25 protein-coding genes are annotated in these 24,408 nt (G+C 67.9%); 9 read left to right on the top strand and 16 right to left on the bottom strand.

The window, feature by feature from the left end; translation table 11 throughout:
- The first annotated feature begins 6 nt into the window (after positions 1–6).
- The 4 genes from EV647_RS16795 (at position 7) to EV647_RS16780 (ending at position 3,623) form a co-directional block, all read left to right on the top strand.
- Positions 7–1,263 (top strand): 6-phospho-beta-glucosidase, encoded by a 1,257-nt coding sequence (locus EV647_RS16795; protein WP_134003708.1) that lies wholly within the window; start codon positions 7–9, stop codon positions 1,261–1,263.
- On the top strand, positions 1,251–2,255 hold the full coding sequence (locus EV647_RS16790) for an N-acetylglucosamine kinase (RefSeq protein WP_134003706.1): 1,005 nt from the start codon (positions 1,251–1,253) through the stop codon (positions 2,253–2,255). Before EV647_RS16795 ends, EV647_RS16790 begins: the two co-directional genes overlap by 13 nt.
- 90 nt (positions 2,256–2,345) lie before the next feature.
- A complete protein-coding gene (locus tag EV647_RS16785) occupies positions 2,346–3,059 on the top strand; it encodes a hypothetical protein (protein ID WP_134003704.1) in 714 nt (237 codons plus the stop codon).
- A 39-nt stretch (positions 3,060–3,098) separates the two neighbouring features.
- Positions 3,099–3,623: a hypothetical protein gene (locus EV647_RS16780; protein ID WP_134003702.1), complete on the top strand. Its 525-nt coding sequence runs from the start codon at positions 3,099–3,101 to the stop codon at positions 3,621–3,623.
- Between the two features lie 284 nt (positions 3,624–3,907).
- On the opposite strand, the gene EV647_RS16775 is transcribed toward EV647_RS16780, so the two are convergent.
- Positions 3,908–4,798: a hypothetical protein gene (locus EV647_RS16775; protein ID WP_134003700.1), complete on the bottom strand. Its 891-nt coding sequence runs from the start codon at positions 4,796–4,798 to the stop codon at positions 3,908–3,910.
- 233 nt (positions 4,799–5,031) lie between these two features.
- Between EV647_RS16775 and EV647_RS16770 the strand changes: the two genes are divergently transcribed.
- Positions 5,032–5,487: a GNAT family N-acetyltransferase gene (locus tag EV647_RS16770; RefSeq protein ID WP_134003698.1), complete on the top strand. Its 456-nt coding sequence runs from the start codon at positions 5,032–5,034 to the stop codon at positions 5,485–5,487.
- Here EV647_RS16770 and EV647_RS16765 read toward each other — a convergent pair.
- The 5 genes from EV647_RS16765 to EV647_RS16745 form a co-directional block, all read right to left on the bottom strand.
- Positions 5,474–6,337, bottom strand: a complete 864-nt coding sequence (locus EV647_RS16765; RefSeq protein ID WP_134003696.1) for a neutral zinc metallopeptidase — start codon at positions 6,335–6,337, stop codon at positions 5,474–5,476. The genes EV647_RS16770 and EV647_RS16765 overlap by 14 nt on opposite strands.
- 1 nt (position 6,338) lies before the next feature.
- Complete coding sequence (locus tag EV647_RS16760) at positions 6,339–7,034, bottom strand: neutral zinc metallopeptidase (RefSeq protein ID WP_166680353.1); 696 nt, start codon at positions 7,032–7,034, stop codon at positions 6,339–6,341.
- Positions 7,035–7,306: 272 nt separating this feature from the next.
- A complete protein-coding gene (locus EV647_RS16755; RefSeq protein WP_134003693.1) occupies positions 7,307–8,578 on the bottom strand; it encodes a neutral zinc metallopeptidase in 1,272 nt (423 codons plus the stop codon).
- Positions 8,579–8,596: 18 nt separating this feature from the next.
- Entirely contained in the window at positions 8,597–9,826 is a 1,230-nt protein-coding gene (locus tag EV647_RS16750; protein ID WP_134003691.1) for a neutral zinc metallopeptidase, read from the bottom strand.
- Between the two features lie 184 nt (positions 9,827–10,010).
- Positions 10,011–10,802 carry a bifunctional 2-polyprenyl-6-hydroxyphenol methylase/3-demethylubiquinol 3-O-methyltransferase UbiG gene (locus tag EV647_RS16745; protein ID WP_134003689.1) on the bottom strand — a complete coding sequence of 264 codons (792 nt, stop codon included), beginning with the start codon at positions 10,800–10,802 and terminating at the stop codon, positions 10,011–10,013.
- A 103-nt stretch (positions 10,803–10,905) separates the two neighbouring features.
- On the opposite strand from EV647_RS16745, the gene EV647_RS16740 reads away from it, so the two are divergent.
- From EV647_RS16740 to EV647_RS16730, 3 genes are all read left to right on the top strand, one after another.
- Positions 10,906–11,328: a hypothetical protein gene (locus EV647_RS16740; RefSeq protein ID WP_133784832.1), complete on the top strand. Its 423-nt coding sequence runs from the start codon at positions 10,906–10,908 to the stop codon at positions 11,326–11,328.
- An 81-nt stretch (positions 11,329–11,409) separates the two neighbouring features.
- A complete protein-coding gene (locus tag EV647_RS16735; protein WP_134003687.1) occupies positions 11,410–11,961 on the top strand; it encodes a TetR/AcrR family transcriptional regulator in 552 nt (183 codons plus the stop codon).
- Between the two features lies 1 nt (position 11,962).
- The gene (locus EV647_RS16730; protein ID WP_134003685.1) at positions 11,963–13,135 is read left to right on the top strand and encodes an FAD-dependent monooxygenase; all 1,173 of its coding nucleotides are present in this window, start codon (positions 11,963–11,965) and stop codon (positions 13,133–13,135) included.
- Between the two features lie 4 nt (positions 13,136–13,139).
- On the opposite strand, the gene EV647_RS16725 is transcribed toward EV647_RS16730, so the two are convergent.
- The 9 genes from EV647_RS16725 to EV647_RS16685 all read right to left on the bottom strand — a co-directional run bounded on the left by EV647_RS16725 (position 13,140) and on the right by EV647_RS16685 (position 23,353).
- Positions 13,140–13,628 carry a class E sortase gene (locus EV647_RS16725; RefSeq protein ID WP_134004418.1) on the bottom strand — a complete coding sequence of 163 codons (489 nt, stop codon included), beginning with the start codon at positions 13,626–13,628 and terminating at the stop codon, positions 13,140–13,142.
- Positions 13,629–13,870: 242 nt separating this feature from the next.
- Entirely contained in the window at positions 13,871–14,395 is a 525-nt protein-coding gene (locus tag EV647_RS16720) for an MOSC domain-containing protein (RefSeq protein ID WP_134003684.1), read from the bottom strand.
- Positions 14,396–14,397: 2 nt separating this feature from the next.
- The gene (locus EV647_RS16715) at positions 14,398–15,180 is read right to left on the bottom strand and encodes an aminoglycoside 3'-phosphotransferase (RefSeq protein WP_134003682.1); all 783 of its coding nucleotides are present in this window, start codon (positions 15,178–15,180) and stop codon (positions 14,398–14,400) included.
- A gap of 45 nt (positions 15,181–15,225) precedes the next feature.
- Positions 15,226–16,218 carry a LacI family DNA-binding transcriptional regulator gene (locus tag EV647_RS16710; protein ID WP_202870279.1) on the bottom strand — a complete coding sequence of 331 codons (993 nt, stop codon included), beginning with the start codon at positions 16,216–16,218 and terminating at the stop codon, positions 15,226–15,228.
- Positions 16,219–16,235: 17 nt separating this feature from the next.
- The gene (locus EV647_RS16705) at positions 16,236–17,111 is read right to left on the bottom strand and encodes a carbohydrate ABC transporter permease (protein ID WP_134003680.1); all 876 of its coding nucleotides are present in this window, start codon (positions 17,109–17,111) and stop codon (positions 16,236–16,238) included.
- Positions 17,108–18,061 carry a sugar ABC transporter permease gene (locus tag EV647_RS16700; protein ID WP_238177245.1) on the bottom strand — a complete coding sequence of 318 codons (954 nt, stop codon included), beginning with the start codon at positions 18,059–18,061 and terminating at the stop codon, positions 17,108–17,110. Before EV647_RS16700 ends, EV647_RS16705 begins: the two co-directional genes overlap by 4 nt.
- Before the next feature lie 3 nt (positions 18,062–18,064).
- A complete protein-coding gene (locus EV647_RS16695; RefSeq protein ID WP_134003678.1) occupies positions 18,065–19,687 on the bottom strand; it encodes an extracellular solute-binding protein in 1,623 nt (540 codons plus the stop codon).
- Between the two features lie 164 nt (positions 19,688–19,851).
- A complete protein-coding gene (locus EV647_RS16690) occupies positions 19,852–20,694 on the bottom strand; it encodes a DUF11 domain-containing protein (RefSeq protein WP_202871089.1) in 843 nt (280 codons plus the stop codon).
- 136 nt (positions 20,695–20,830) lie between these two features.
- Positions 20,831–23,353 (bottom strand): adenylate/guanylate cyclase domain-containing protein, encoded by a 2,523-nt coding sequence (locus tag EV647_RS16685; protein WP_166680352.1) that lies wholly within the window; start codon positions 23,351–23,353, stop codon positions 20,831–20,833.
- An 82-nt stretch (positions 23,354–23,435) separates the two neighbouring features.
- Between EV647_RS16685 and EV647_RS42070 the strand changes: the two genes are divergently transcribed.
- Entirely contained in the window at positions 23,436–23,645 is a 210-nt protein-coding gene (locus EV647_RS42070; protein ID WP_166679987.1) for a hypothetical protein, read from the top strand.
- 36 nt (positions 23,646–23,681) lie between these two features.
- Here the strand turns inward: EV647_RS42070 and EV647_RS16680 are convergent, their stop codons facing one another.
- Positions 23,682–24,320: an aspartate/glutamate racemase family protein gene (locus EV647_RS16680; protein WP_134003672.1), complete on the bottom strand. Its 639-nt coding sequence runs from the start codon at positions 24,318–24,320 to the stop codon at positions 23,682–23,684.
- Between the last annotated feature and the right edge of the window lie 88 nt (positions 24,321–24,408).

The raw sequence follows: 24,408 nt of genomic DNA, 5'->3' as shown, positions 1-24,408 counted from the left end.
CAACAGATGAAACTCGCAGTCGTTGGTGGCGGATCCACTTACACGCCTGAGCTCGTGGATGGCTTCGCCCGACTGCGGGACACGTTGCCGGTGTCGGAGCTGGTGCTCGTCGATCCGGTGGCCGACCGGCTCGAGCTGGTTGGCGGTCTGGCGCGGCGCATCTTCGCCAAACAAGGACATGCCGGCCGGGTGATCACCACGTCGGACCTGGACGCGGGGATCGACGGTGCGGACGCCGTACTGCTGCAGCTGCGCGTCGGTGGGCAGGCTGCACGCAACGAGGACGAGACGTGGCCGCTGGAATGCGGTTGCGTCGGTCAGGAGACCACAGGTGCCGGCGGTCTCGCGAAGGCGCTGCGGACAGTACCTGTCGTGCTGGACATTGCCGAGCGAGTACGGCGTACCAATCCGGACGCGTGGATCATCGACTTCACCAACCCGGTCGGGATCGTGACGCGGGCCCTGCTGTCCCACGGGCACAAGGCAGTCGGGCTGTGCAACGTGGCCATCGGGTTCCAGCGCCGGTTCGCCGCGATGCTGGGAGTGACACCGGAGGAGGTGTCGCTCGACCACGTCGGGCTCAACCACCTCACCTGGGAGCGCGCGGTCCGCGTCAACGGTTCGAATGTGCTGCCGCAACTTCTAGAAGAACACCTGCCCGAGATCTCGGATGACCTGCACCTCCCACCGGACCTGGTGCGACAGCTCGGCGTCGTGCCGTCGTACTACCTGCGCTACTACTACGCACACGACGCCGTGGTGCAGGAGCTGCTGACAAAACCGTCCCGAGCCGCTGAGGTCGCTGCACTCGAGAAGGAGCTGCTCGACATGTACGCCGACCCGCAGCTCGACGAGAAGCCCGCACTGCTCGAGAAGCGCGGCGGCGCGTACTACTCCGAGGCGGCCGTCGCCCTCGCCTCGTCCCTGCTGAACGACACCGGCGACGTGCAGGTCGTCAACACTCTCAACAACGGCACGTTCTCGTTCTTGCCAGATGACGCTGTGATCGAAGTACCGGCCACGGTCAACGCACAGGGCACGACACCGGAGCCGGTCTCCCCACTGGAGCCCTTGTACGCCGGACTGGTCGCCCACGTGACGGCGTACGAGGACCTGGCGCTGGAGGCTGCCGTGAAGGGCGGATCGGAGCGAGTGTTCCAAGCTCTGCTGGCGCATCCACTGGTCGGGCAGATCTCCATCGCACAGGAGCTCACGGACAAACTGCTGGCGCACAACAAGGACTACCTCCCGTGGGCGCGCTAGTCCCAGGCGGTGTTCTCGCCTTCGACGCCGGCAACAGCAAGACCGACGTCGCTCTCGTCGCAGCTGACGGGGCAGTACTCGGTACGGCGCGTGGCGGCGGGTTCGAACCGCAGCGGATCGGCGCCGCGGCCGCTGTGGACGGACTGCAGCCACTGGTCCGGGCTGCGGCGGCCGCGGCCGGCCTGCGCGTCGGCGACGTACCGTTGGTGCAACAGATCTCGGCGTGCCTGGCCAACGCCGACCTGCCGATAGAGGTCGAGCGACTGACCGCTGTCTTCGAGGACCGCGGCTGGGCCGAGTCGGTGTACGTCACCAACGACACCTTCGCGCTGCTGCGCTCCGGGGTGGACGAGCCGCGTGGTGTCGCGGTTGTCTGCGGCGCGGGCATCAACTGCTCCGGAATGCTGCCGGACGGGCGGACCGCGCGGTTCCCAGCCCTGGGCAAGCTGACCGGCGACTGGGGTGGCGGAGCACAGCTGGCCGAGGAGGCGTTCTGGTCGGCGTCCCGGGCCGACGACGGTCGCGGACCCGCCACCGCACTGCTCACCGCATTGCCGATGCACTACGGGATGGAGTCCCTGACCGCGGTGATCGAGGCGTTCCACTTCGGTGAGCTGCCGGCCGAGCGGCAGTTGGAGGCCGCGCCGGTGCTGTTCCAGGTCGCGGCCGATGGCGATGTTGTTGCCCTAGGCATCATTCAACAGCAGGCCGAGGAGATCGTCGCGATGGCGTCGAGCGCGTTGCGGCGGCTCGACCTGCTCGGCGAGCGGGTCACCGTGGTCCTCGGCGGCGGCGTGCTGACGGCAGGCCACTCGATTCTTCTCGACCGGGTCACGAAGCTGCTCGCCGACGTTGCCCCGAAGGCGATTCCGCGCGTGGTCGACGTACCGCCGGTGGTCGGTGCAGCCCTGCTCGGTCTTGACCACACGGCCGCCGGAACGAGCGCTCAGGAACGGTTACGTGCGGCGTTCGCGCCACCGCCGGCTGCTTGATGTTGCAGGCCTGTTTCATTCGAATCCGATGCAAACTCCCGAGTGCGGTGTGGCGTCCCACCAGTAGGACCACATCCACTCGGGAGGTCGATGATGATTCGCAGGATCATTGGTCTAGGTAGCACGACAGCACTCGCGGTCACCGCACCGCTGCTTCTCACCGGCGCCGCGCCGGCGAACGCCGGCACCACCACCAACTGCAGCCAACTGCAGTCCGTCAAGAGCATCTCGGCGGTGTCGTACGCCGACCGGCTCGTTCGCGCCTGGGGTCGCGGCGACACCGCGGCGACCAACTGCTACGCCTCCACAGCGGCAGCACGCACCCTTTACGCACAGACGACGCGCGGCGGGATCCACTGGCGGCGCGTCTCCACCGAAGGCGCCGCGGGCACGATCTACGTGACGTACCACGACGACGCCCGCGGCGGGGACCTCACGATCGGCGTACAGAACGTCGGTCTGCGCGCCGCGGACGGCTGGCATGCCGCGTACACCGCCAAGTTCGCCGGCGAGCCGAAGGCCTGGAACGCAGTCCAATGGTCGGACAACCTCATCCGGGCCTGGGGGCGCGGCGACGCGAAGTGGACCGCCTACTACGCGACGCCGAAGGTCGTCGGGCAACTGCACAACATCTCCGCGACGGGCGGATCGCACTGGCGACGGATCTCGGCCGAGGGTGCGGCGGGTACGACGTACGCGACGTACAAGAACGACGCCACCGGGCGGATGCTGCGGATCGGCATCTCGCATGTCGCACTGTCGGACGGGGACGCGCACGCGGCGTACACAGTGACCTACTGGTGATGACTTGAGCTCGATCTGCTTGGGTGTAATCATGATTACATGAGTACACAGACCGAGCAGGAGAAGGTGCGGGGCTGGCTGACCGGACGGTTGCCGGGCGACTGGTTCGAGGGTGAGATCGAACTCGAGATCGACCGGGACGAGATCCTGATCGTCGGCCGGATCCCCGCACCCGAGCAGAACAAGGACGTGAGCGCGGCCGAGCGCTCCGCCGCCGAGGAAGGCCGGATCAAGCAGTTCCGCGAGGACACCCGCGAGCGCCGGATCGAGATCGCCCGCGAACTCGAGCACGCCACCCGGCGGAAGGTCGCGTGGGGTCTGCGCTGCGGCGAGACCCGCACCGTCTTCACCTCGCTGTCCGCGCCGGTGATGACCCGCCTCCGCCAGCCCGAACGCCAGGTCCTCGACACCCTCGTCGACGCCGGCGTGGCCCGCTCCCGCAGCGACGCCCTCGGCTGGTGCGTCAAACTCGTCGCCCAGCACAGCGAAACCTGGCTGGCCGACCTCCGCGAAGCCATGACAAAGGTAGAAGAGGTCCGCAAAGCCGGCCCCGACAACAGCTGACAGGTGCGACCTACGAGGGGTTCGCGGGGAGCAAGTGCCCCGCAACTGGTGACGCGTCGTCCCACCGAGGGTTCGGCTCGGCGATCGGCAGCTCGACAGGTAGAGCACCGGCGAGACGCTGTACACGCGGACGTATTCACGCTCAGGTGCACTACCCGGCCACCTGACACATCCTGTCGAGCTGCGAATCACACGCAGCGACCACCTTCGCTCACAGGGACGGGCGGCAACCCGGTTGGATTGCCGCCCGCGTGAGGAGAACTGCCTCGGTGTGAACTCCTTGATTACTGGCCCTGCTGCCAGGTGCCGTTCGACGGGGTGCCGTTGGACCAGTTGCCGGAGCTGTGGGCGGCCGGATGCTGCTCGGGCTGGGCGGGCTGGGCGGGCTGGGCGGGCTGGGCGGGCTGCTGGTAGCCGCCCTCGTAGTTGCCCTGGCCCTGGTAGTTCCCCTGGCCCTGGTAGTCGCCCTGCTGCGGGTACGCCGTCGTACCGTCCATCCCGTTCTGCGCGGCCGGCTTGACCATCTTGTCCTTGTCGAACAGGTTGTTCAGTGCGCGGCCGGCCATCTCGCGGCCCCCGAGACCGAAAGCGAGACCGAGAGCAAGCGCGGCGCCCGCGAGGACGATCAGCAGCGTGTTGCCGGTGAGCTGGACCGCGACACCGAGCTGGGTCAGCGCGGCGAACGCGGCGTACACGAGGACGGCGTACCGGGCCACCTTGGCCAGGGTCTCGTTACCGGTCGCACCGCGGATGACCGCGGCCAGGAAGTTGGCGAACAACGCCGCCAGGCAGACGATCACGATCGCCGCGAAGATCCGCGGGATGTAGCCGAGCATGTCGCTCATGAAGTTCGAGATCTCCGGCACGCCGAGTGCGGAGGCGAACATCGTGAAGCTGATCAGGAAGACGAACCAGAACACGACCTTGCCCAGCATCGCCGAAGCGGTCAGCCCCGTGCCCGACCGTTGCAGCACACCGGAGACGCCGGCCCGTTCCATCCAGCCGTCGAAGCCGACGCGGCCGAGCAGCTTGCCGACGAGATTGCCGAGGATCTTGGCCACGAAGTAGCCGACGACCAGGATGACCAGGCCGCCCAGCAGGTTCGGGATGAACGACAGCAGTTTGCTGAACGCATCCTCGAACGGCTGGGTGAAGTCGATTGCTAACGCTGACATCGGATGTTCCTTCCGGACTGGCCCGCATCCGCTGTCGGCGCACAACTGCCCCAACCCCGGCACGGGCGGATGCAGTGGTGTCCAGTATCACTCGTACCCTTCGATGCCTTGGGCAAACAACGTTCCAGGCGCGCCGGGCAAGGAAAAGTGTTTGCGTAAGGCAATCACCATGGCGGTACTTCGGTGCTTACCCTGCCGACTGAACCGCTTCAGGCGTTTGCGATCCTGTACCTATGAACGATGTCGTCATCCGCCGCGCCACCGCTTCCGACGTCGCCGCGATCGTCGCGATGATCGCCGACGACCAGCTCGGCGCCACCCGCGAGTCGCTCGACGACCTGACGCCGTACCTGGCGGCGTTCGAGCAGATCGATGCCGACTCCAACCAACTGCTGATGGTTGCTGACCGCAACGGCGAGGTGATCGGCACGCTCCAGCTGACGATCATCCCCGGCCTGTCGCGCCGCGGCTCCACCCGCGGCCTGATCGAGGCCGTGCGCGTCGCCGCTCCCGCCCGCGGCTCCGGCCTCGGCACCATGCTCGTCCAATGGGCCGTCGAAGAATCCCGCACCCGCGGCTGCAGCCTCGTCCAGCTCACGTCGGACAAATCCCGCACCAACGCCCACCGCTTCTACACAAACCTGGGCTTCGCCAACACCCACGAAGGCTTCAAACTCAAACTCCGGTAACACTGCCCGCCGGCGCCGCCCAGGTTTTGCAACCGCTCGGGCCCTTCGCCTTGAACGCCTGCCGTAACCACCTGTCGAAGTTGATCGAGTCGGCGGCACGACGGTCGTACCCGGGATGCCCGTAGTGATCGAGACGTTCCCCGTGGATCCGGAACGTCTCCCGGTTGGCCCCGAAGAACGCCGCCGCGAAGCAGTGCGCCTGCATCTCGCTGCGGTGCTCCTCTACCTGCTCCTGCGCTGCATCCCGAGCCGAGGAGTAGCGCTCGTGGTACTGGTCGAGGATGCCCGTCACTTCCTGCACATGGTGGCCGTACTCGTGTGCGATCAGCCACTGCACCGACGCTCGGGTGTCTTCCTGGGACGCTCCCTCGACGATGTACTCCGGCCAGTTGAAGTAGATGCCGTGGTTGGAGGAGCAGTAGAGACCGTAGTACTCCTTGTCCATCACTGCGCAGTCCGTCTTCGTTCCCGCCGGCGACGAGTACACGGCGGACGGCCGGACGAAGTCGAATCCCGCGCGGGTGATCACCGGCGCCCAAGCCCTGTCCAGGCAGGCCACAAAGGCGTTCGCGTAGCGGATCATCGCCTGCTTGTTCGCCAGCTTCGCTGTCGGCAGCGAGCAACTGACAGCTGCGATCTGACCTGCCCTGTACAGCGGGTTGTACAGCAGGAACTCGTCCTTGATCGGCTCCGGTGCCTGCACCGCCTTCCCCACCGGCGCTTGTACCGGAGCCGTGGTCGCAGTCGGAGTCGCGGTCGGAGTCACCTCCGGCGCGGCAACCTCTCGAGTGCAGCCACCGGCCAACACCACGGCGACGAACACTGCCACCACACGTGCCGTACGACGCATCTCAGCTCACCCAGCCCGCGGGGGCGACCCACGTGTTGCAGGCGGCCGGCGACATGGCGGTGAAAGCGGCCGCCGCCCACTCGGTATTGCTTTGGGGCGATCCGTGATCCCGCGCGGTCGCCGGCGGGTGGTCACCGTACGACGCCTCCGACAGGTACGCCTCGTACCTGGCGCCGTACAGGTCGAGGGGGGTCTGATTAGCGCCGAGGAAGGCGGAGCCGAAGCAGGACGCCTGCAGTTCGTGGCGACGCATCGGCTCGAGGTGAGCCGATCCGGCGACCTCGCCCCATCGATCGTCGTAATACGTCGAGATCCCGACGAGTTCCTGCACGTGGTGCCCGAACTCGTGCGCCATCGTGACCAGGGTGTACACCTGCGCCGCCACGTGGCCGTAGTCCTCCCACTGGCCGAGCTCCTCCCAGTCGAAGTAGATCCCTGAATCCGCGGGGCAGTAGTAGGCGTGGTCCTTCTCGGCGAAGGTGCCGCAAGCCGTCTTCGATCCCTGGCGGACGGCGTACACGGCCGACGGCCGGAACCTGACGCCCGCACGCACTACCACTGGCTTCCACGCTCGCTGCAGACAGTCCTGGAACGCGTTCAAGTACCGCTGCACGGCCTTCTGCGATCGCAGCACGACGTCTGGCACTACGCACGCCACCGCCGGAACCTGTCCCGCCGAGTAGATCCTGTTGCGCACCAGGTACTTCTGCCCCCGTGGGCTGTACGTCGGAGTAGCCGCCGGCTTGCCCGGCACAGCCTTGGGCTTAGGACTCGCTTTCGGACTCGGAGTCGGACTCGTCCTCGGTGTCGGACTAGTCGTCGGTGTCGCACTCGGGCTCGGTGTCGGACTCGGCGTCGTACTGGTGCCGGGTGTCACCGGGTCCGGGAGCGCGCCATCCGTCCGCTCGCATCCACCGGCAATCGCCACAAGCAGCCCGACGACCCCAACCAAAGCCGCTCGGCGCACGCTCAGCTCACCTTGGCGGCGGGGGCGGTGAAGGTGTTGCAGACCTTGGGGTCGGCGGATTTGAAGGCGGGTTCGGACCAGAGCCAGTAGTTCTTGCGGGAGCCGTGGTCGCGGATCTTCTTCGGGTTGTACTCGTCGCCGCTGTGCTGGGTCTCCCATTCCCAGAGCTTCAGCTTGCGGCCGGAGAGGCCGAGAGCCTTCTTGTTCGCGCCGAGGAAGGCCGCGCCGAAGCAGCTCGCCTGCAGCTCGGTACGCCGGCTCCACTCGAGTTCCTCCGCCTTCGTCTTCGCCCAACCCTCGCGGGATCCGGCGGCGGTGAGCATCTCGGTGAGTTTCTGCACGTGGTGGCCGTACTCGTGCGCCATCGTGTCCATCATCCACACTCGCGCCGCGAGCGGATCCGTCTTGTAGAACTTGGCGTCTTCCTTCCAGCTGACGTAGATGGTCTCGTCAGCCGGGCAGTAGAACGCGACGTCCTCCTCGCCGGTGCAGCTCGCCGAGGTGTTCTGGCTGGTCTGCAGCACCACCTTCGGCGGACGGAACGGGTAGCCGGACTTTTGCAGCACCGGCGCCCAAGCCTTGTCCAGGCAGGGTGCGAGAGCCCTGTAGTACCGCAGGATCGCCGACTGGGAGTCCGGCTTGAGCGCCGGCTCCTTGCAGCTCACGGCGCCGACCTTGCCGGCGGTGTAGATCTTGTTCTGCTGCAGCCGGACCACGTCCGGAACGCCCTGTTTGGTGACGGTGACCGTCGGGTTCGGTGGGATGGGGAGTGGGGCCTGGGACTTTCGCACCGAGGGTTGGGCGAGGGGATTTTCCACGTTGCCGTAGGAGTCGACGAGGCGGAAGCCGGCGATGGTGGCGCCGGTGAGCATCAGGATGACCAGGATCGACAAGCCGACGATGACCGGCCGAGAGTACTGTCGCGGCGGGGCGGCCGGTGGTGGTTCGGTGGTGAACTGGGCGCCGGAGCGGGACGGGTTCGAGTGCCAGCCGGTCGGGCGGGGGCCGCCGACGCGGCGGGTGCCGGTCAGCGGCGTGAGCGGTACGCCGGTCCGCGGCGCGGCGGGCGGGCCGCTGTACTCACTCGTCGTACCCGGTTCTGTCGGCAGCGGACGTGCCTTACGACGTACCGGGGTGTCGTCGAGCGACACCGAGCGGGCTCGACCGAGGCCACCCGGCTGCGTGCTCTTCAGGGTCAGCGGGCGTGTGCCGGCTGCCGGTTCACCGGACGCGAAGTGCCCGGGCCCCGGCACACCTTCCTCGGAGTCAGGCATCGATCGTTCCTATCTCGCTCAGCTGACCTTGGCGGATGCTGCGACGAAAGTGTTGCAGGACCCGGGGTTGGTTGTCGCCAGGCCCTGGTTCATCCACAGCGCAAGGCTCTTGCTGGAACCGTGGTCGCGGACTTTGTCCTTGGTGTTCTCGTCGCCGCGCCGCTGGATGAGTCCGTTCCATTGCCTCAGCAGTTCGCCGCGCAACGGGAAGCTCGTTCTGGCCGCGCCGAAGAACACCGCGCCGAAGCAGTACGCCTGGAGCGCGGCACGCCGGTTCATCTCCAGTTGCGCGGCCTTGCTCGCCGCGGTGTCGGCGAGGTTGTCGGAGGCCTCGGCCATCCCGGTCAGGTTCTGCAGGTGTACGCCGTACACGAAGCCGAAGGACTGGGCCATCTCGGCGCGTACCTCGGCCTTGTTCTTCGGATACTCCTCGACGAGCTCCTGCCACGGCATGGTCGCGCTGCCACCGTGCTCGTCCTGGCAGTACAGGGCGAGGTCGTGCTGGACGCCGCAGGCGGTCTCGTCACCGTCGGAGAAGATGACCAGGTTCGGCGACCGGAACTCGAACCCGGCCTTGGTGACGATCGGCTCCCAGGCCTTGTCCATACACGCGGTCAGCGCCTGGTAGTACGAGCGGACGTTTTCCATGGACGTCGGCCGGAACGCGGGTTCCGGGCACTTCGCCACGGCCAGCGCCCCGGCGGCGTAGATCGGGTTCTTGCCGACGATGTCGGTGTCCGGCGTCCCCTTGCCGATCGGGCCCTTGGTCGTCGGCGCGCCGCTCGACTTCGCGGACGGCGTGCCGTTCGGGTTCGGGAGGTTGAAGCTGGGCGAGGAGAGCACCTTGACCGCGAACGTCGCGCCGCCGCCGAGGAACACCAGCACCGCGACGACCATCAGCGCGATCAGCCCCTTGGACCGCTGCTTCGGGACGAACGGCACCGGCTGCGGGTGGAACACCTCCCGGGACGCCGCGGCGGCGCGGTCGTCGGCCGGCGGCGGACCGAGCCGGCTGCCGGAAAGCGTCGTACGACGGGAGTCGATCCGGGACCCGCTCAACTGCGGCGGCGTCGGCGGCGCTTCCCCGCCGAGCCGCGGCGTGGGTGCCGCCAACGGCGCCCCCGAGGGTGCGTTCGACGAGGCCGTCGACGGTGCGGAAACCCCCGGTTTCCGGTCGTCGCCCGCGATCTGGTCCCCGTCGCCGCCTGGCAGGAAGTGCCCAGGCTTGGGTGCCGGCTTGTCCGCCATAACTTCCCGCTTCTCCCCAGTTACCGGCCGTCCGCCGGTCCCACCCGATGCATCAGAAGGGCCGGAACACCCCCAGTGCCGGCCGCCGCACGATATTACGGCCTGGACCGCCATCCCGAGAACCGCATTGCACCTATTGACACCATTCCGCGACCACGCACCGCTTGACGACTACGGACCGCATTCAGTCGGATACGCGGCCGTGGGCGAGGAAGTGGGGGCTGGCGGCTTGGAGTTTGGGGTCGGATTCGACCTGGCGGGCGAGGAGGACGGCGGCGGGGAGCAGGGTTTCGATGGCGTCCGGGGCAGCGTTCTCGAGGATGTTGCTGGCGGGGCCTTCTATGCCGAGGACTTCTACGTCGGTGAGGCCGGCTGTGGTGAGCTCGGTGGCGAGTTCTTCGGCGTGGTGGAAGTAGGCGACGGTGAAGCCGTTGGTGCCGTCGATGCTGCCGGACGCGAAGGCGTCGAGGAACAGGGACAGTCGCTCCTCGGTGAGGGTGCCGTTGCTGCCGGCCTCGAGCAGGCCGCCGTACCGATTGATGCCCGCGGCGACGACTACCCCACCGGGACGCGTCACCCGTACCGCTTCCGCCAACGCCCGCGCACGATCCGCCGCGTCGACCAGATGGTAGAGCGGACCGAGGAGGAGCGTCACGTCCACGCTCGCATCCCCCTGCCGGAGTGCCCGCGCATCGCCCTCCTCTGCCGCGAAGGTCCCGATCGTCGCCGCCTGCTTCACATGCTCCGGAACCGGGTCGACCAGGGTGACCTGATGCCCGTCCGCCGCAAGCCATCGCGCGTGGACGCCGGTCGCGCCACCGACATCCAGTACGACGGACGCGGGCGGGAGCCACCGCCGCAGCAACTCCTGGGTACGCAGGAACTCGAGCCGGCCGTGCCCGCGGACGACCAGCCGATCGTCCTCGACGTACCGGTCCCGATAGAAAGAGCGAATCACCGGATCAAGTTGAGTCATTCCCCCACTGTGCTGAACGAAAATTCCAGGCACATCCCGTTTTACTCCCACTACCCTGTGGCTCGCCGCCCGCAAGCGCTGAGCCGCCTGGCATGCTGGGGGCATGAGTTGGGCTGTGTATGCGATGCGCGGGCCAGGAGGCGTACGGCGCCTCGACGACATTCCGGTCGACTACGAGCCGCCGGCGGTCGGTCTGGCGACCGACGTGGTGGCCAAGGTCCGGGAAGTGGTGCCGGACGTCGACACGAGCAAACCGTCCTGGCTGGCGCTGCGAAGTCCGGAGTACGACGTCGAGATGACGATCGGCAAGGGCGTCGAGGTCCGCGACATCACCTTCTACCTGAACGACGGCCCGCGGTCGATCCCGATCGTGATGGAGATCAGCCGCCGCCTCGGCGTCACGCCGTACGACACCGAATCCGGCAACTTCCTCACCGAGGAGTCCCGTCCCCCGGTCCCGCCCCCGATGACCGCCGACGAGATCAAGATGAACAAGCCGAAATGGTGGAAGTTCGGCCGCAAGTAGCTCCGGGCCTGCTTGCCCTCCCACTGCGGCATGTTCTACGATCAGGACGATCGTACAGGACGATCGCCCTGGAGGAATGCGATGGCGCCGACGGCGAAACAAGGTCAGGAGGTGCGGCAGCGGCTGTTGGCTGCTGCGGCTGAGCTGATCCCCGAGCGCGGCTGGTCGGCGGTGAGCACGCGGATCCTGGCCGAGCGCGCCGGTGTCACCCCGAGCGTCGTGCACTACCACTTCTCGTCCGTGCAGGACGTGCTGACCGAGGCCGCGATCAGCGCCATGCGGCAGGTGCTCACTACGACCGACGAACTCTTCACGTCCGCGACCACACCGGCCGTCGCGATCGACGCGCTGCTGGCCTCGATCGAGCAGTACGACGGGACCGACCCGATGTCGCTGCTCTTCACCGAGACCTACCTGGCCGCGACCCGCGACGAGCGTCTGCACACGCAGATCGCCGGCCTGGTGACGGACTTCCGGACCCGCCTGGCCGACTGGCTCACGATCCACCAGGTCGTCGAGCCGGCCGCGACCGCCGCCGTCCTCGCGGCGACCATCGACGGCCTGCTCCTGCATCGGACCCTCGGGCCGGAATCCCCAGCCCTGACTACCGTTCTGCGAAGGCTGGTGAGTTGACATGCACGCGATCATCTGTGGAGCCGGGATCGCCGGACTTGCGCTGGCGAACCGCTTGTCGGCGCTCGGCCAGGACGTCACCGTCCTTGAACGCAGTCCCGGTCCCCGCCCGCAGGGCTACATGATCGACTTCTTCGGCCCGGGATACGACGCGATGTGCGCGATGGGACTGTTGCCCGCGATGCAAGAGGTCGCGTACCACGTCGAAGAAGCGGTCCTGGTCGACGAGGACGGCCGCCGGCAGGCGGGCATCAACATCCTGCAGTTCGCCGAAGGCGACGTGCTCAGCATGATGCGACCGGATCTCGAACAGGTCCTGCGCGAACACCTGCCGGGCGACGTGAACCTGCGGTACGGCGCCACGCTCACGGGCGTCACGCCGCGTTCAGACGGCCTACGGGTCGAGCTCGCCGACGGGTCGACGCTCGACGGCGAGCTGTTGATCGGTGCCGACGGCATCCATTCCGCCGTACGCCGGCTCGTGTTCGGGCCGGAGTCGACGTACCTGCGGTTCCTCGGTTTTCACACCGCGGCCTACAGCTTCGACGCGCCGGAGATCCACGCCGAGGTGGGCGGGCGGTTCTGTCTGACGGACACGATGGGCAGCCAGTTCGGGTTCTACGCGCTGCGGGACGGGCGAGTGGCGTCGTTCGCGGTGCACCGTACCGCGGATCCTGTGACGCCGGCCGACACCCGGGAGGCGATCAGGTCGGCGTACGGCGATCTCGGCTGGGTGGTGCCGCGGGCGCTGGAGTTGTGCCCGGACGACGACCAGATCTACTACGACCAGGTCGCGCAGATCGTGATGCCCCGGTGGAGTTCGGGGCGGGTCGCATTGGTCGGTGACGCTTGTGGGGCGGTGTCGCTGCTGGCCGGGCAGGGCGCGTCGCTCGGGGTCGCCGGGGCGTTCTTGCTCGCGGAGAAGCTGGTGAGCTCGTCGTCGATCGAGGACGGATTGGCTGAGTACGAACGCGTCTGGCGACCTGTCGTCGAGGAGAAGCAGAAGGTCGCGCGATCCACCGCGCGGTGGTTCCTGCCGCAGTCCCGGTTCGAGTTGGTCGCGCGTCGCGTGCTGCTTCGGTTCCTCCGCCTGCCGGTTCTCCGCAAGCTCCTCCCGGCCGCGCTCGCCGGCAAGCCCACGACGCTGATCCGCGACCTGCAGCCGACCCACTGAACGATCAGCGGGTGGCGACCAGGGTGCCTATTTTGTTGATGCGGTGTTCGGGGTTGCCCAGTTCGTCGTGCCAGTAGTTGCCTGCTGCGTGGTCCTCGGGAGTGGCGCAGGTGGAGATCGTGAGCATCGCTTTCGTCGGTTCCGCGCCGGGGTTGCCCGGTACGGCGGCATTCTGTTGAGCCTTCTCGACGGGCCGGCGGAACGAGATCGTCATCGTCCGGGTGATGACGTAGTCGTACACCGTTCCGCCTGCAGTGATGACGACGTGGTCGCCGTTCTGTAGCTCCGGCGCCCGCTCCAGCGGTCGTCCGTGGCTGACGCGGTGGCCGGTCACGATGAAGTTCCCGATCTCGCCAGGTCCGACGCCGCCGGCGCGGCCGCGTGGGCTGGCGGCGACACCGCGGTTCTGGATCCGGGTGCCTGGCCGGTCGTCCGCGGTGCCGGTGTACCCGACGACCCGCAGGTTCCGTACGCCGATCGCGGGGATCGACATGCTCACCGGGCCGGACACAGTGGGGGTCGGGCGGGGCGTGGTGCGCGTGGGCGAGGGTGTCGTGGCGGGTTCTGTGGGTGGGTTTGGGCTGGTGGTCGGGGTGGTTCGGTTGGTTGGCAGGACCGAGTCATTGGCCGGAGCCGTGTCGCTGCATCCGGCCAGCGCCGCCAGCGCGACGAGCACACCCACCAGCCTCACACTCCGACGGTAAGCCGCGTGACCAAAAGTCGAGCGAAAGCCTCTCAGTCCAGGACGGTGAGGTCTGTTGGGCCGAGGCGGAGGGTGCCGGAGGTGAGTGGGGTTGCGCGGATGCCGCCGTGGCCGCGCAGCGCCTTCATCGCGCCGGGTGCGAGGACCTCGTCCATCCACGCGCACGGGTTGGCCGGGCGGTTCGCCTGGAAGGTGATCGAGCCCAGCGTGAAGCGACGGCCGGGTACGCGGGTGCCGTCCGCGGTGCGGTGGGCGGCGAGTTCGTCGATCGGGAAGCCACGCAGGGTGATGTTGCGCCGGGTGAGGTGCGGGTCGAGGGGTGCGTCCAGGTTGAGGACGCACTCGACCTCGTCGAGGGAGGCGGCGTCGATGAGCGTCACGGCCGCGTTCTTGTGGATTGCCTGGGCGTAGTAGCGGTCGCCGACGATGCCGAGATCGGCGCGGACCTCGATCTCGGTGCGCGCGACCCGTTCGGGGTCGGGGCGCGGGCCGTCCTGCGGGCGTCCTTCGAAGGCGTGCTCGCGGGACACGACGAAGGCAACGAGTTCGACTCTCATGTTCATCCCCAGGTGAGCGGGTCGAGGAGACGGAAGAAGTACAGGCGGCGCGCGTCCGGGTCCGGTACGCCGTACGCCTCGAGGAACGGCGCCGGGTCGGCGGACCACTCGTCGTGGAGCTGGATCGTGGTGAGGGCGAGGTCGGAGTACCGGTCGGCGACTCCGAGCCGTCCGAGGTCGATGAGGCCGGTGACTTCGAGGGTCTCGGGGTCGAAGAAGATGTTCGGCAGGCAGGCGTCGCCGTGACAGACGACCGGCTCCAGGACGCTCTCGATATAGGGGCGCTCAGCAACCACTTGGGCGAGCAGCTCCGACGGCCGCAGGCGCCGCCATTCGTCGGTGAGGTACGCCGGGTTCACGGCATCACGCCGTACGACGTCGGTCGCCCTCGCGATCACCTCCGCCAGCGGCCGCTCGAACGGGCAGTCGGTCAGCGAATGCAGCTCACGAAGAGTCGCCCCGAGCCGCCGCATGGCACGATCGTGCGACGCCGGCGGAAGGGTGTCGCCGGGAACCCCCGGCACCGCAGAGGTCACCAGACATGCCCCACCCGAGGACGACCCGAGACCGTCAGGCTGGGGCGAGGTCGGCTCGAGCCAGTCCACCACCGTCGCGCCGGGGAAGCCCGTTGAAGCGAGCCAGGTGATGCGGTCGCGTTCGGCTGTCAGCTCGGCGATGCCGGACGGGCCACAGCACTTGGCGAAGGTGTTACCTCGGCGATAGACGGACGTGTCGGACTCGCCGATGTCGACCGGCTCCCAGTCGTCAGACGGCGGCGCGTGCAACGCGTTCCCCGGTGCGGTTGAGGATCGCGGTCACCGGGCGTTGACTCAAGAAGACTCCCGGACGATGAGTTGCCAGGGGAAATCGAACACTTCGCCGGGTGCGCCCTCCCGGTCGGTCAGTCTGCTCACGATGATCCGGGCGAGCGCCTCGTTGAACCCGACCGGTCCGACGGTCGACAGCGACGGGTCCAGGTGCTCGCCCTCGGGCGTGTTCCCGACACCCACGATCGCCAGATCCCCCGGTACGTCGATGCGCAGCCGGTGCGCCGCCCGGACGGCGGCGATCGCGGCGAAATCGGTGGTGCAGTAGAGCCCGGTCGGCCGATCGGGCTTGGACAGCAGCGCCATCGCGGCCCGGTACGCACCCTCCGGATGCTGCTCGAAGACCTCGATGTCGTCGCTGCTGATCGGCTTGCCGGCCGCGCGCAGCGTGTTGACGTACGCATCGAAGCGCGCGAACCCGGTGGTCCGCGAGGTGAGCGCGCCGACCCGGTCGTGGTGCTCCAGCAGGTGCTCCACCGCGAGGTGGCAACGCGGCTCGGCGCCGGACCGGATCACGTCGAACCCCTGCGGTTCCAGGGTTTCGCTGAACGCCACGATCTGCACGCCCTGCGCCGCGAACGCCTCGAGCTCGGCGATCTGCTCCGGGTCCGGCTTGATGCTGTCGATGAAGATCACGTCCGGTGTCCGGTTGGACAGCACGGTCCGCCAGTCGCCGTCCGCGACGATCAGCGCGGTCTTCCCGAGCGGCGACACCGCCGTACTGACCGTGGCCGCAACGGCCTGCGACCACGGGTCCGCGAGGACGTTCAGCGACAGCAGGACGAGATCGGACTTGCCGGTCCGGATCGCGCGGGCCGCGTCGTTGCGCCGGTACCCCAGGCGCGACGCGGCCTCGCGGACCCGGTCCGCGGTCGAGTCCTTGATCGTGTGACTGCGGTGCCGTCCGGACAGCACGTAGGACACGGTCGCGACCGAGACACCGGCCTCCTTCGCCACCATCCGCAGCGTCGGCCGCTCAGCCAAAGGTGAGGACATATATCGATTCTTGCAGATCAGCCTTTGACCGCACCGGTAATAACGCCTTTGGTGAAGTGCCGTTGGAGGAACGGGTACACCATGGCGATCGGCACCAGGGCGACCACCACGACCGCCATCTGCAGGGACTGGGGTTGCGGCGGCGGGTGGACGCCGAGCTGGTCGGCGGACAGCGACTTGCCCTGCAGGACGTAGGTCCGCAGGATCACCTGGACCGGCCACTTCGACGTGTCGTTCAGGTACAGCAGCGCGTTGAAGAACGCGTTCCAGAAGCCGACCGCGTAGAACAGCCCGACGACCGCGATCACCGCCTTCGACAGCGGCATGATGATCCGCCGCAGGATGGTGAAGTCGCTCGCGCCGTCGATCCGGGCGCTCTCCAGCAACTCGCCCGGCACGTTCATGAAGAACGTGCGCAGTACGACGAAGTTGAAGGCCCCCAACGCGCCGGGCAGGATCAGCGACCACAGGCTGTCGAGCAGCCCGAGCTGCTTCACCACCAGGAACATCGGGATGATGCCCGGCGCGAACAGCAACGTGAACAACACCATCAACAGCACCGGCCGCCCGAACAGCACCGGTCGCGACGTCGCGTACGCGAGCGCGATGGTGACCGCCAGCGCAATCGCCGTACCGACGATCGTCACGAACACGCTGACCAGGATCGCCCGGCCCATCAGGCCGCCGCCGAACAGCGTCTGGTACGCCTTCACCGTCGGATGCGACGGCCACAGCACATACCCGCCCGCGTCGATGATGTCCTTGTCACTGGCCAGCGACGTCGAGATCACGACCAGGATCGGTACGACGATCACCAGCGCGAACCCACCCAGGATCACCGCCTTGATCGCCTGGTAGCCCGGTGACGGATTCTCTTTCCACACAGGTCTCATGTGCGCCTCTGGAAGATTCCCGGCTCGCCGAGCCGGTGAGCGAGTGAGTTGGCACCCCACAGCAGCAACGCACCGAACACGCCCTTGGCGAGGCCGGCTGCGGCCCCGCTGCTCCAGTCCCCGCCGACCACGCCGGCGTAGTACGTGAACGTGTCCAGTACTTCGGCAGCACCTGGACCGACCGAGTCGCGTTGCAGGATGAACTGCTCGAACCCGACGCTGAGGATGTCGCCGATCCGCAGGATCAGCAGCAGCACGATGACCGTCCGCAGCGCCGGCAGCGTGATGTGCCACAGCCGCCGCCAGCGCCCGGCGCCGTCCGCCGCGGCCGCCTCGTAGAGCGAGACGTCCACGGTGGTCAGCGCCGCGAGGAAGATGATCATCGCCCAGCCGGCGTCCTTCCAGATCAGCTGCGCGACGACGAGCAGCGGGAAGGTGTCCGGATTCGTCATGAACGGGATCGGGTCCAGTCCCGCCTGCCGGAGCAGGTTGTTGACGAACCCCGCTCCGCCGAGCGACTGCTGGAACAGCGTCACGACCAGCACCCAGGACAGGAAGTGCGGCAGGTACGCGATCGTCTGGAACCAGCGCCGGAAGCGGTTGCTGACCAGCGAGTCGACGATCAGTGCCAGCCCGATCGGCACCGGGAAGAACAGCAGCAACTGGACTGCGGCCAGCAGCAACGTGTTCCGCAACGCGTCCCAGAAGTCGGGGTTGGCGTACAGGTTGACGAAGTTCTGCAGACCGTTCCACTCGCTGTGCATGATGCCGAGGTACGGCTGGAAGTCCTGGAACGCGACCACGTTGCCGATCACCGGCAGGTAGAAGAACACCAGCAGGAAGACGACGCCGGGAATCATCAGCAGGACCATCTGCCAGTCCCGGCGCCACTTCGCCTTCAGCGGCAGGCCGTTCTTGGCCCGCCGCTTGTCCGAGTTCGCCTTCAGCATCGATCAGGACCCGGTGACCGGAACGCTCGCCGGGAGCACGGCCGCGAACTCGTCACGCATCTTGTCACCGCCGCCGGACTTCCAGCGCTTGAGCGCCTCGTCGTACGCGTCGAGCTTCTGCCGGCCGGTGACGATGTCGACGATCGTGTCCCGGAACGCCGCGGTCAGCTTCGGGCCGACCTTGCTCGACGTGTCGGAGTACGTGCCGGCCGTCGGGTTCCGCATCGCGAACTTCAGCAGCTGCTGCTCGGTCGCGTAGATCTTCTTGGTGTCGTCCGGGTACGCCGGGTTGAAGATCACGCTCTCCGGGGAGTTCATGATCTGCAGCGCACTGACCAGACCGGGCGCCTGCTGCTGACCGGCCTTCGTCAGCACGGGGTTCTTGTTCGCGTCCAGCTGGTACTGCTGCCCCTCCACGCCGAAGTTCTTGACCAGGTACTCCTTGGTGCCGAACGGCGCCGACAGATAGTCCATCAGCGCGAGCAGCTCGCGGATCCGGCCCTCGTCGGTCTTCTTGAACGGCGTGAACCCGACCGTGCCGTAGCCCATGTCGTAGACCGGCTTCGCCTTGCCGTCGTGGCCGAACGGGATCATCGTGTCCACGAACAGCGTCGGGTCCAGGTTCCGGAAATCGGCGGTCGCCCGCGGACCGACCACGACCTGCGCGGCGATCTGGCCGTTCACGGTCTTCGGCGTCGCGTCGGCCAGGTTGAGGTCCGGGTAGAACACCTTGGCCGCCCAGAGCTTGGCGGCGTACTCGACAGCGGCCTTGTAGTTGTCGGTCTCGTACAGGTGCGTCAGCGACCGGTCCTGGTTCACGCGCCAGGCGTTCGGGGCGCCGAACCACTCGCCGAACATGTGCAGCATGTTGATGATCGCCGGCTCGAGCGCGTAGTTCGTGCCGTTGGTCAGCTCCTTGCACTTGGCGAAGAACTCGTCCGCGGTGGTGCACTGCAGGCCGCCGACCTTCGCCCAGGTCTTCGGGTTGCCCATCATCACCTGGCCGAACGGCGTCGACGGGATCGGGGCGCCCCAGATCTTCCCGTTCACCACGGCGGTCCGCCAGGAGGCCGGCTTCAGCGCGGCCAGGTTCGGGTACTCCAGGACGGCGTCGCCGGACAGGTACTTGGTGAGGTCCTGGAACTTCGCCTCGAGCATCGGGCCGATGTTCGGGATGCCCTGGTTCGGCGGCAGCCACATCAGGTCCGGCAGCGAGTCGCTGGCCAGCAGCGTCGCGAACTTCTCCGGGTAGCCCGGATCGGTGCCGATGGTCAGCCGGAGCTCACCGCCGAGCGCGGAGTTCAGCGCCTGCCACATCGGGTTGCTGCCCATCGGCGGCGGAGGCGTCGCGAACGTCTCGGTCAGCGCGGTCACCGCACTCTTCAGCGGCGGCGCCTTCACGCTCGCCACCGCGTCCGCCGGGAACCTCAGGAACCCGGGCTCGAGGCCGGACTCGGCCCCCGGGAAGTCCGGGTGCAGACCCTCGAACGGTTTGTACGTCGGCAGCTTGAGGTCGCCCGACGCCTTGGCGCCTCCTCCTGCCGCCCCGCCGTCGCCGCAGGCCGCCAGCGTGGAGGTGGCAATCGCCGCACCGGTCACCTGCAGGAACCGTCGCCGACTGATCATAGTTGCTCCAAGTTTCGAAGAAGTGCTCACTAACACTCACTTAAACGTTAACCCGGACCGTAAACCTGACCAGCCCCTCGATGCAAGGCGCCGACACACAAAAACCGGCGGCCGCGGGACTTGAGCCCGCGGCCGCCGGCCGTCGTAGGTACTTCAGTGACTTGTCAGCAGCGCACGATCAGCCCGGTGAGCGCTGTGCAGGTCCGCGTCGCCTTGTCGTTCGTCGCCACCGGATCGTCCGGCGAACTCGCCGTACGCGCGGCCGTCGCCTGCAGCGTGCCGATCGTCAGCACACCGGCATCACCCGCGAACGTCCGGGTCGTGCTCGCGCCACTGTCCAGCGACGCGACATCGCAGTTCGCGGTCCGGGTCGTCCCCACCCGTGTGCAGGTCCCGCCGGCGGCGTACGTGAGGTTGCTCGGGACGGTGCCGAGCACACGCACACCGGTCGCGGCGCCCGGCCCGTTGTTCTTGATCGTGACCGTGTACGTGATCCGGGGCACCAGCCCGGACCGCACCGAGGCGTTCAGCGTCACCGCGATGTCGGCCGCGCCGGGCACGATGTCGACTCTCGGGCCGTCCAGGATGTCGAACGCATAGTTGTCGGCCCGGAGCTGGATGCGCATTCTGAACGGATCGGTCCTCGTGTCGTCCCGCACCCGCAGCGTCCAGACCACGGTCCGGCTCTCGCCCGCCGGAAGATCGCCGAGCGCGGCCCGGAAGTTCTGCCCGTCGGCGACGAAGCAGTTCGTCGTCGCCCCACTACAGCTGACCAGCTGGAACCAGTCTGTCAGCGACTGGTCCAAGGCGTACATCGCCGCCTGGGCGTTGACGAGCGTGAAGCCCCCGATGTTGGTGACCGTCTGGGTCGCCGTGATCGTCTCCCCAGGACTGGGCATGACCGAACTGACCGCAACACTGGTGCTCGGCAGATCCTCGGCCGAGGCCGCCACCGGGACGGCGAGCGTCCCCCCGACGATCCCCGTGATCAGCGCAGCACGAATCAACCTCAAAACCTGCATAACTTGCCCCCCATGTCCCCATGAACACCCCAGCTGCCCCCACAGCCCGCCGACGGCGGTGCAAGCAGTATGTAGTTGGCCCCGTCCATGGTCAACCACTTGAAACACCCATTGGATACGTTCAGAGTGACAATCGGTCGAGGAGCTCCTCGACGCGTTCGGTGCGGCCCGTGTGACGGTGACGTTCCCAGGCCTCGCGGGACAGCGTGTCGCCGACGAGTTCGAGGGCTTCCGCGAGTTCTTCCTCCAGGTACGGGTTGGGGATCTCGAGCCGTTCGCCCATCGCCTCCTCCGCGCCGAACAGGCGTGCGGCGCCGACCGGGTCGCCGCGCCGGATCAGCAGGTTCATGACGGTGTTCGAGAACGCCATCGTGAGACTCGGGCTGCCGAGCGCCAGCACGGTCGGCAGCAGCCCGCGGGCGAGCTCGGCGGCCTCGTCGAGCCGGCCCGCGAGGATCAGCAGATACGCGAGGTTCTGTCCCTGTGCTGCGATCTCGTGGGCGTCCCCGATCGACTCGGTGATCGTGAGGGACTCGCGAAGCAGGTCCTCGGCATGCTCCAGGTTCCCGAGATCCTCCTCGATGCCGCCGAGGTGGCTGAGCGCCCGCGCCAGGCGCCAGTCGTCGTCGAGGGTGCGGAGTCGTTCGACCGCCTCGGTGAGCGTCGCCCGCGCAGCGTCGAGATCGCCCTGCTGACGTTGCACCGACCCGAGCACGGTCATTCCGAACGCGATACCGGCCGGGTCGTCCAGCTCCCGGGCGATCTCCAGGCTGCGGGTTGTCAGGTGGTCGGCGCGGTCCGTCTCGCCCTGCATGAGCAGGAGGTTGCTCAACCCGCGCAGGCAGGCGGCCAGTTCCGGCGACGACGTCGTACCGGCGGCCGCGATCACCTGCTCGTGCCAGGCACGGCTCTCGGCGATGTAGCCGCCGAACAGCCAGACCCAGCCGAGCGCCGAGCACAGGCGCAGACCTGTCCTGACGTCGTTTTCGGTCGCCCAGGTCAGCGCGGCGCGGAAGTTGTCGAGGTCAGCCTCGGCCCGCTCGACAGGCGGATCGGACATCGTCTTCTTGATCGCCTCGAGGTGGTCGGCGAGGTCGGCGTAGTACGTCGCGTGTTCGCGGTGGACCGCCTCGGCTTCGGCGGTCGGCTGCAGCTCGTCGGCGGCGTACCGGCGGATGGTCTCCAGCATCCGGACGCGGGTGCCGTTCGGTCCGTCGGACAGCGTGATCAGGTTGGCGTCGTGCAGCTCGGCAAGGGCGTCGACCGGATCGATGCCGGTAGCAACCTTCTCGACCGCGGCCAGGTCGGCGCCGCCGGCGAAGACGGCGAGGCAACGGAAGGTACGGCGGTGTTCGGGGCCGAGCAGTTCGTACGACCAGGCGATCGTGTCCCGCAGCGTCCGCTGACGTTCCGGGGTCACCGTACTCGTGGACGCGATGTCGAGGGCCTGATCGATCCGGGAGAGCAACTCCTTGACGCTGAGCAGCCGCACCCGCGGCGCGCACAGCTCGATCGCGAGCGGGAGCCCGTCGAGCCGGCGGCAGATCGCGACCACGTCGGCCGAGTTCTCGTCGGTCAGCGTGAACGTCGGCCGGACGGCCTGGGCGCGCTGCACGAAAAGTTCTACGGCGGCATCTGTGAGTGGTAGCACCGGGTGCAGGTGCTCGCCGGTGAGGCCGAGCGCTCGTCTGGAGGTGGCGACCAGCTTGACGTGCGGCGCGCCTTCGATGATCTCGGCGACAACCTTGCCGGCGTCGGGGAGCTGCTCGAGGTTGTCGAGGACGAGCAGCAGGGTCCGCTGCGCGAGGTAGGCGACGATCCGGCCGCGCTCCCGCGGCGGGATGTCGAGGACTTCGGCGATCGTCGTCCACAGCACCCGCGCGGACGTGACCGCCGCGAGCGGAACGAAGTACACCCCGCCCGGGAACTTCGTGGTCGACTCCGCGGCGACGCCGATCGCCAGGCGGGTCTTGCCCGACCCGCCCGGTCCGGTCAGGGTGACGAGGCGTACGTCGGGGCGGTCGAGCAGACCGGTGACGCGGTCGAGATCCTGTTCGCGCCCTAGTAGCGGTGTCGCAGGTGCCGGCAGGCTGCTCGACGTACCGAGAGTGCGTGGTGGCGGGAACTCGGCCTTTAGCCCGTCGACGGTGACTTGGAGCAGGTGCTCGGGCTCCGGGATGTCCTTGAGGTGGTGCGTGCCGAGATCGCGCAGGGTGACCCCGTCGGGCAGTTGCGTCAGCTCACCGGTGATGGCGGAGACCACGATCTGCCCGCCGTGTGCGGCGGCCCCGATCCGTGCAGCGAGATGGACGTCCATGCCCCAGTAGTCGCCGTCGTACACACCCGGCGTACCGGTATGAATCCCCATCCGCACCCGCAACTGCTCGTCGTCGGGCCACCGATGCTCTTCCAGTCGCCGCTGCCCGTCGACGGCTGCCCGGACCGCCGCGTCGGCCGTCCCGAACACGACGAAGAAGCTGTCGCCCTCGGTCCCCATCTCGGTCCCGCCGTACGCCGTCCAGACCGCGCGCAGGATCCGCCGATGATCTTCCAGCGCCTCCAGATACCGGTCTCCCAACCGGTGCAGCAGCAGCGTCGACCCTTCGATGTCCGAGAACAGCATCGCCACCATTCCCCCACCCATGCCGCCAGTCTGGGTTGCGCGCCGGCCATGCGCCAGTGCATGGGGTGACTCGCGGAGCTGTGCGCCGGATAGCATCGGCGTCGTGATGTACGAGCCGATGAGCCGACGACTGGTTGTTTCGTTCGCAGTGATCGGCGTGGTCCTGGCCGTCGCCGGGCTGATCGCGCGGCCGGCGAACATCACGGTCGCGGTCGTGCTGTTCCTGGTGGCCGTCTCGGTGCTGGGCCTGGCCGGCTACGGCGTCCTCGACCGCACAATCGGCGGCCGCAAGCGATCCCGCCCCGCCGACTGAGCTGCGGCTAGTTGAGCCCCACGGCCGGACGGCGGCTTACTTGAGCTGTTCGGCCAGGCGGCGGATGCCGCGTTCGGGGCTGGTGAGGACCGGGACGGCGAGGTCGAGCCCTTCGGCCGCCGAGGCCATCGACGCCTGCGCGAGGACGACCACGTCTCCGGACGCCGCCTTGATCGCCTCCGCCACCAGCGAGTCGTGACGACCGCGATCTCCCGCGACGGCCGCCTCGAACGCACCCGGTACGACGACCTCGTCGATCTCGACGTCGCGTCCTTGGAACTCGGCCCGCTCACGCAGAAGTGTTGCCGTCGGCTGCACGGTCGTGGGAAGCGTCGCGATCACACTCACGCGGTCACCAGCACGAACGGCCTCGTCCGCCATTGCCTCGTCGACGCGATACACCGGAACGCCAAGACGATCGGCAAGCGGACCGGCGTACTGCGAGATCGACGAACAGGTGAACATCACCGCCTCCGCGCCGGCCGCAACCGCGGCATCACCAAGGTCAGCGAGCCGCTGGGCGACCTGCTCAGCCGCAGCACCCCGACCCAGATCGGCGACGATCTTGTCGTCGAGCAGGTTCTGCACCTCCACGCCAGGCAGATGCTCGGCAGCAAGCGCCGCGAACGTCGGAATGACCACGGCCCCGGTATGCAGAAAGGCGATACGTGTCACCCTGGCGCTCCTCACGATGCAATGTGCAGCGATTCTGGGCACCAAGGGTGACACGTTTCCGGCGGGTTGTGCAATCGTTTGCGCGACG

The sequence above is a fragment of the Kribbella sp. VKM Ac-2566 genome (genome assembly GCF_004366005.1).
Taxonomy (GTDB): domain Bacteria; phylum Actinomycetota; class Actinomycetes; order Propionibacteriales; family Kribbellaceae; genus Kribbella; species Kribbella pratensis.
Note: the sequence above shows the minus strand (reverse complement) of the source record. Positions and strands in the feature narration are given on the sequence as shown.

Excerpts from the sequence above, each read along its gene's own strand:
- EV647_RS16795 (WP_134003708.1), top strand. The coding sequence starts at position 7 with ATGAAACTCGCAGTCGTTGGTGGCGGATCCACTTACACGCCTGAGCTC.
- EV647_RS16785 (WP_134003704.1), top strand. The coding sequence starts at position 2,346 with ATGATGATTCGCAGGATCATTGGTCTAGGTAGCACGACAGCACTCGCG.
- EV647_RS16780 (WP_134003702.1), top strand. The coding sequence starts at position 3,099 with ATGAGTACACAGACCGAGCAGGAGAAGGTGCGGGGCTGGCTGACCGGA.
- EV647_RS16775 (WP_134003700.1), bottom strand. The coding sequence starts at position 4,798 with ATGTCAGCGTTAGCAATCGACTTCACCCAGCCGTTCGAGGATGCGTTC.
- EV647_RS16770 (WP_134003698.1), top strand. The coding sequence starts at position 5,032 with ATGAACGATGTCGTCATCCGCCGCGCCACCGCTTCCGACGTCGCCGCG.
- EV647_RS16765 (WP_134003696.1), bottom strand. The coding sequence starts at position 6,337 with ATGCGTCGTACGGCACGTGTGGTGGCAGTGTTCGTCGCCGTGGTGTTG.
- EV647_RS16755 (WP_134003693.1), bottom strand. The coding sequence starts at position 8,578 with ATGCCTGACTCCGAGGAAGGTGTGCCGGGGCCCGGGCACTTCGCGTCC.
- EV647_RS16750 (WP_134003691.1), bottom strand. The coding sequence starts at position 9,826 with ATGGCGGACAAGCCGGCACCCAAGCCTGGGCACTTCCTGCCAGGCGGC.
- EV647_RS16745 (WP_134003689.1), bottom strand. The coding sequence starts at position 10,802 with ATGACTCAACTTGATCCGGTGATTCGCTCTTTCTATCGGGACCGGTAC.
- EV647_RS16740 (WP_133784832.1), top strand. The coding sequence starts at position 10,906 with ATGAGTTGGGCTGTGTATGCGATGCGCGGGCCAGGAGGCGTACGGCGC.
- EV647_RS16735 (WP_134003687.1), top strand. The coding sequence starts at position 11,410 with ATGGCGCCGACGGCGAAACAAGGTCAGGAGGTGCGGCAGCGGCTGTTG.
- EV647_RS16730 (WP_134003685.1), top strand. The coding sequence starts at position 11,963 with ATGCACGCGATCATCTGTGGAGCCGGGATCGCCGGACTTGCGCTGGCG.
- EV647_RS16725 (WP_134004418.1), bottom strand. The coding sequence starts at position 13,628 with ATGTCGATCCCCGCGATCGGCGTACGGAACCTGCGGGTCGTCGGGTAC.
- EV647_RS16720 (WP_134003684.1), bottom strand. The coding sequence starts at position 14,395 with ATGAGAGTCGAACTCGTTGCCTTCGTCGTGTCCCGCGAGCACGCCTTC.
- EV647_RS16710 (WP_202870279.1), bottom strand. The coding sequence starts at position 16,218 with ATGTCCTCACCTTTGGCTGAGCGGCCGACGCTGCGGATGGTGGCGAAG.
- EV647_RS16705 (WP_134003680.1), bottom strand. The coding sequence starts at position 17,111 with ATGAGACCTGTGTGGAAAGAGAATCCGTCACCGGGCTACCAGGCGATC.
- EV647_RS16700 (WP_238177245.1), bottom strand. The coding sequence starts at position 18,061 with ATGCTGAAGGCGAACTCGGACAAGCGGCGGGCCAAGAACGGCCTGCCG.
- EV647_RS16695 (WP_134003678.1), bottom strand. The coding sequence starts at position 19,687 with ATGATCAGTCGGCGACGGTTCCTGCAGGTGACCGGTGCGGCGATTGCC.
- EV647_RS16685 (WP_166680352.1), bottom strand. The coding sequence starts at position 23,353 with ATGGGTGGGGGAATGGTGGCGATGCTGTTCTCGGACATCGAAGGGTCG.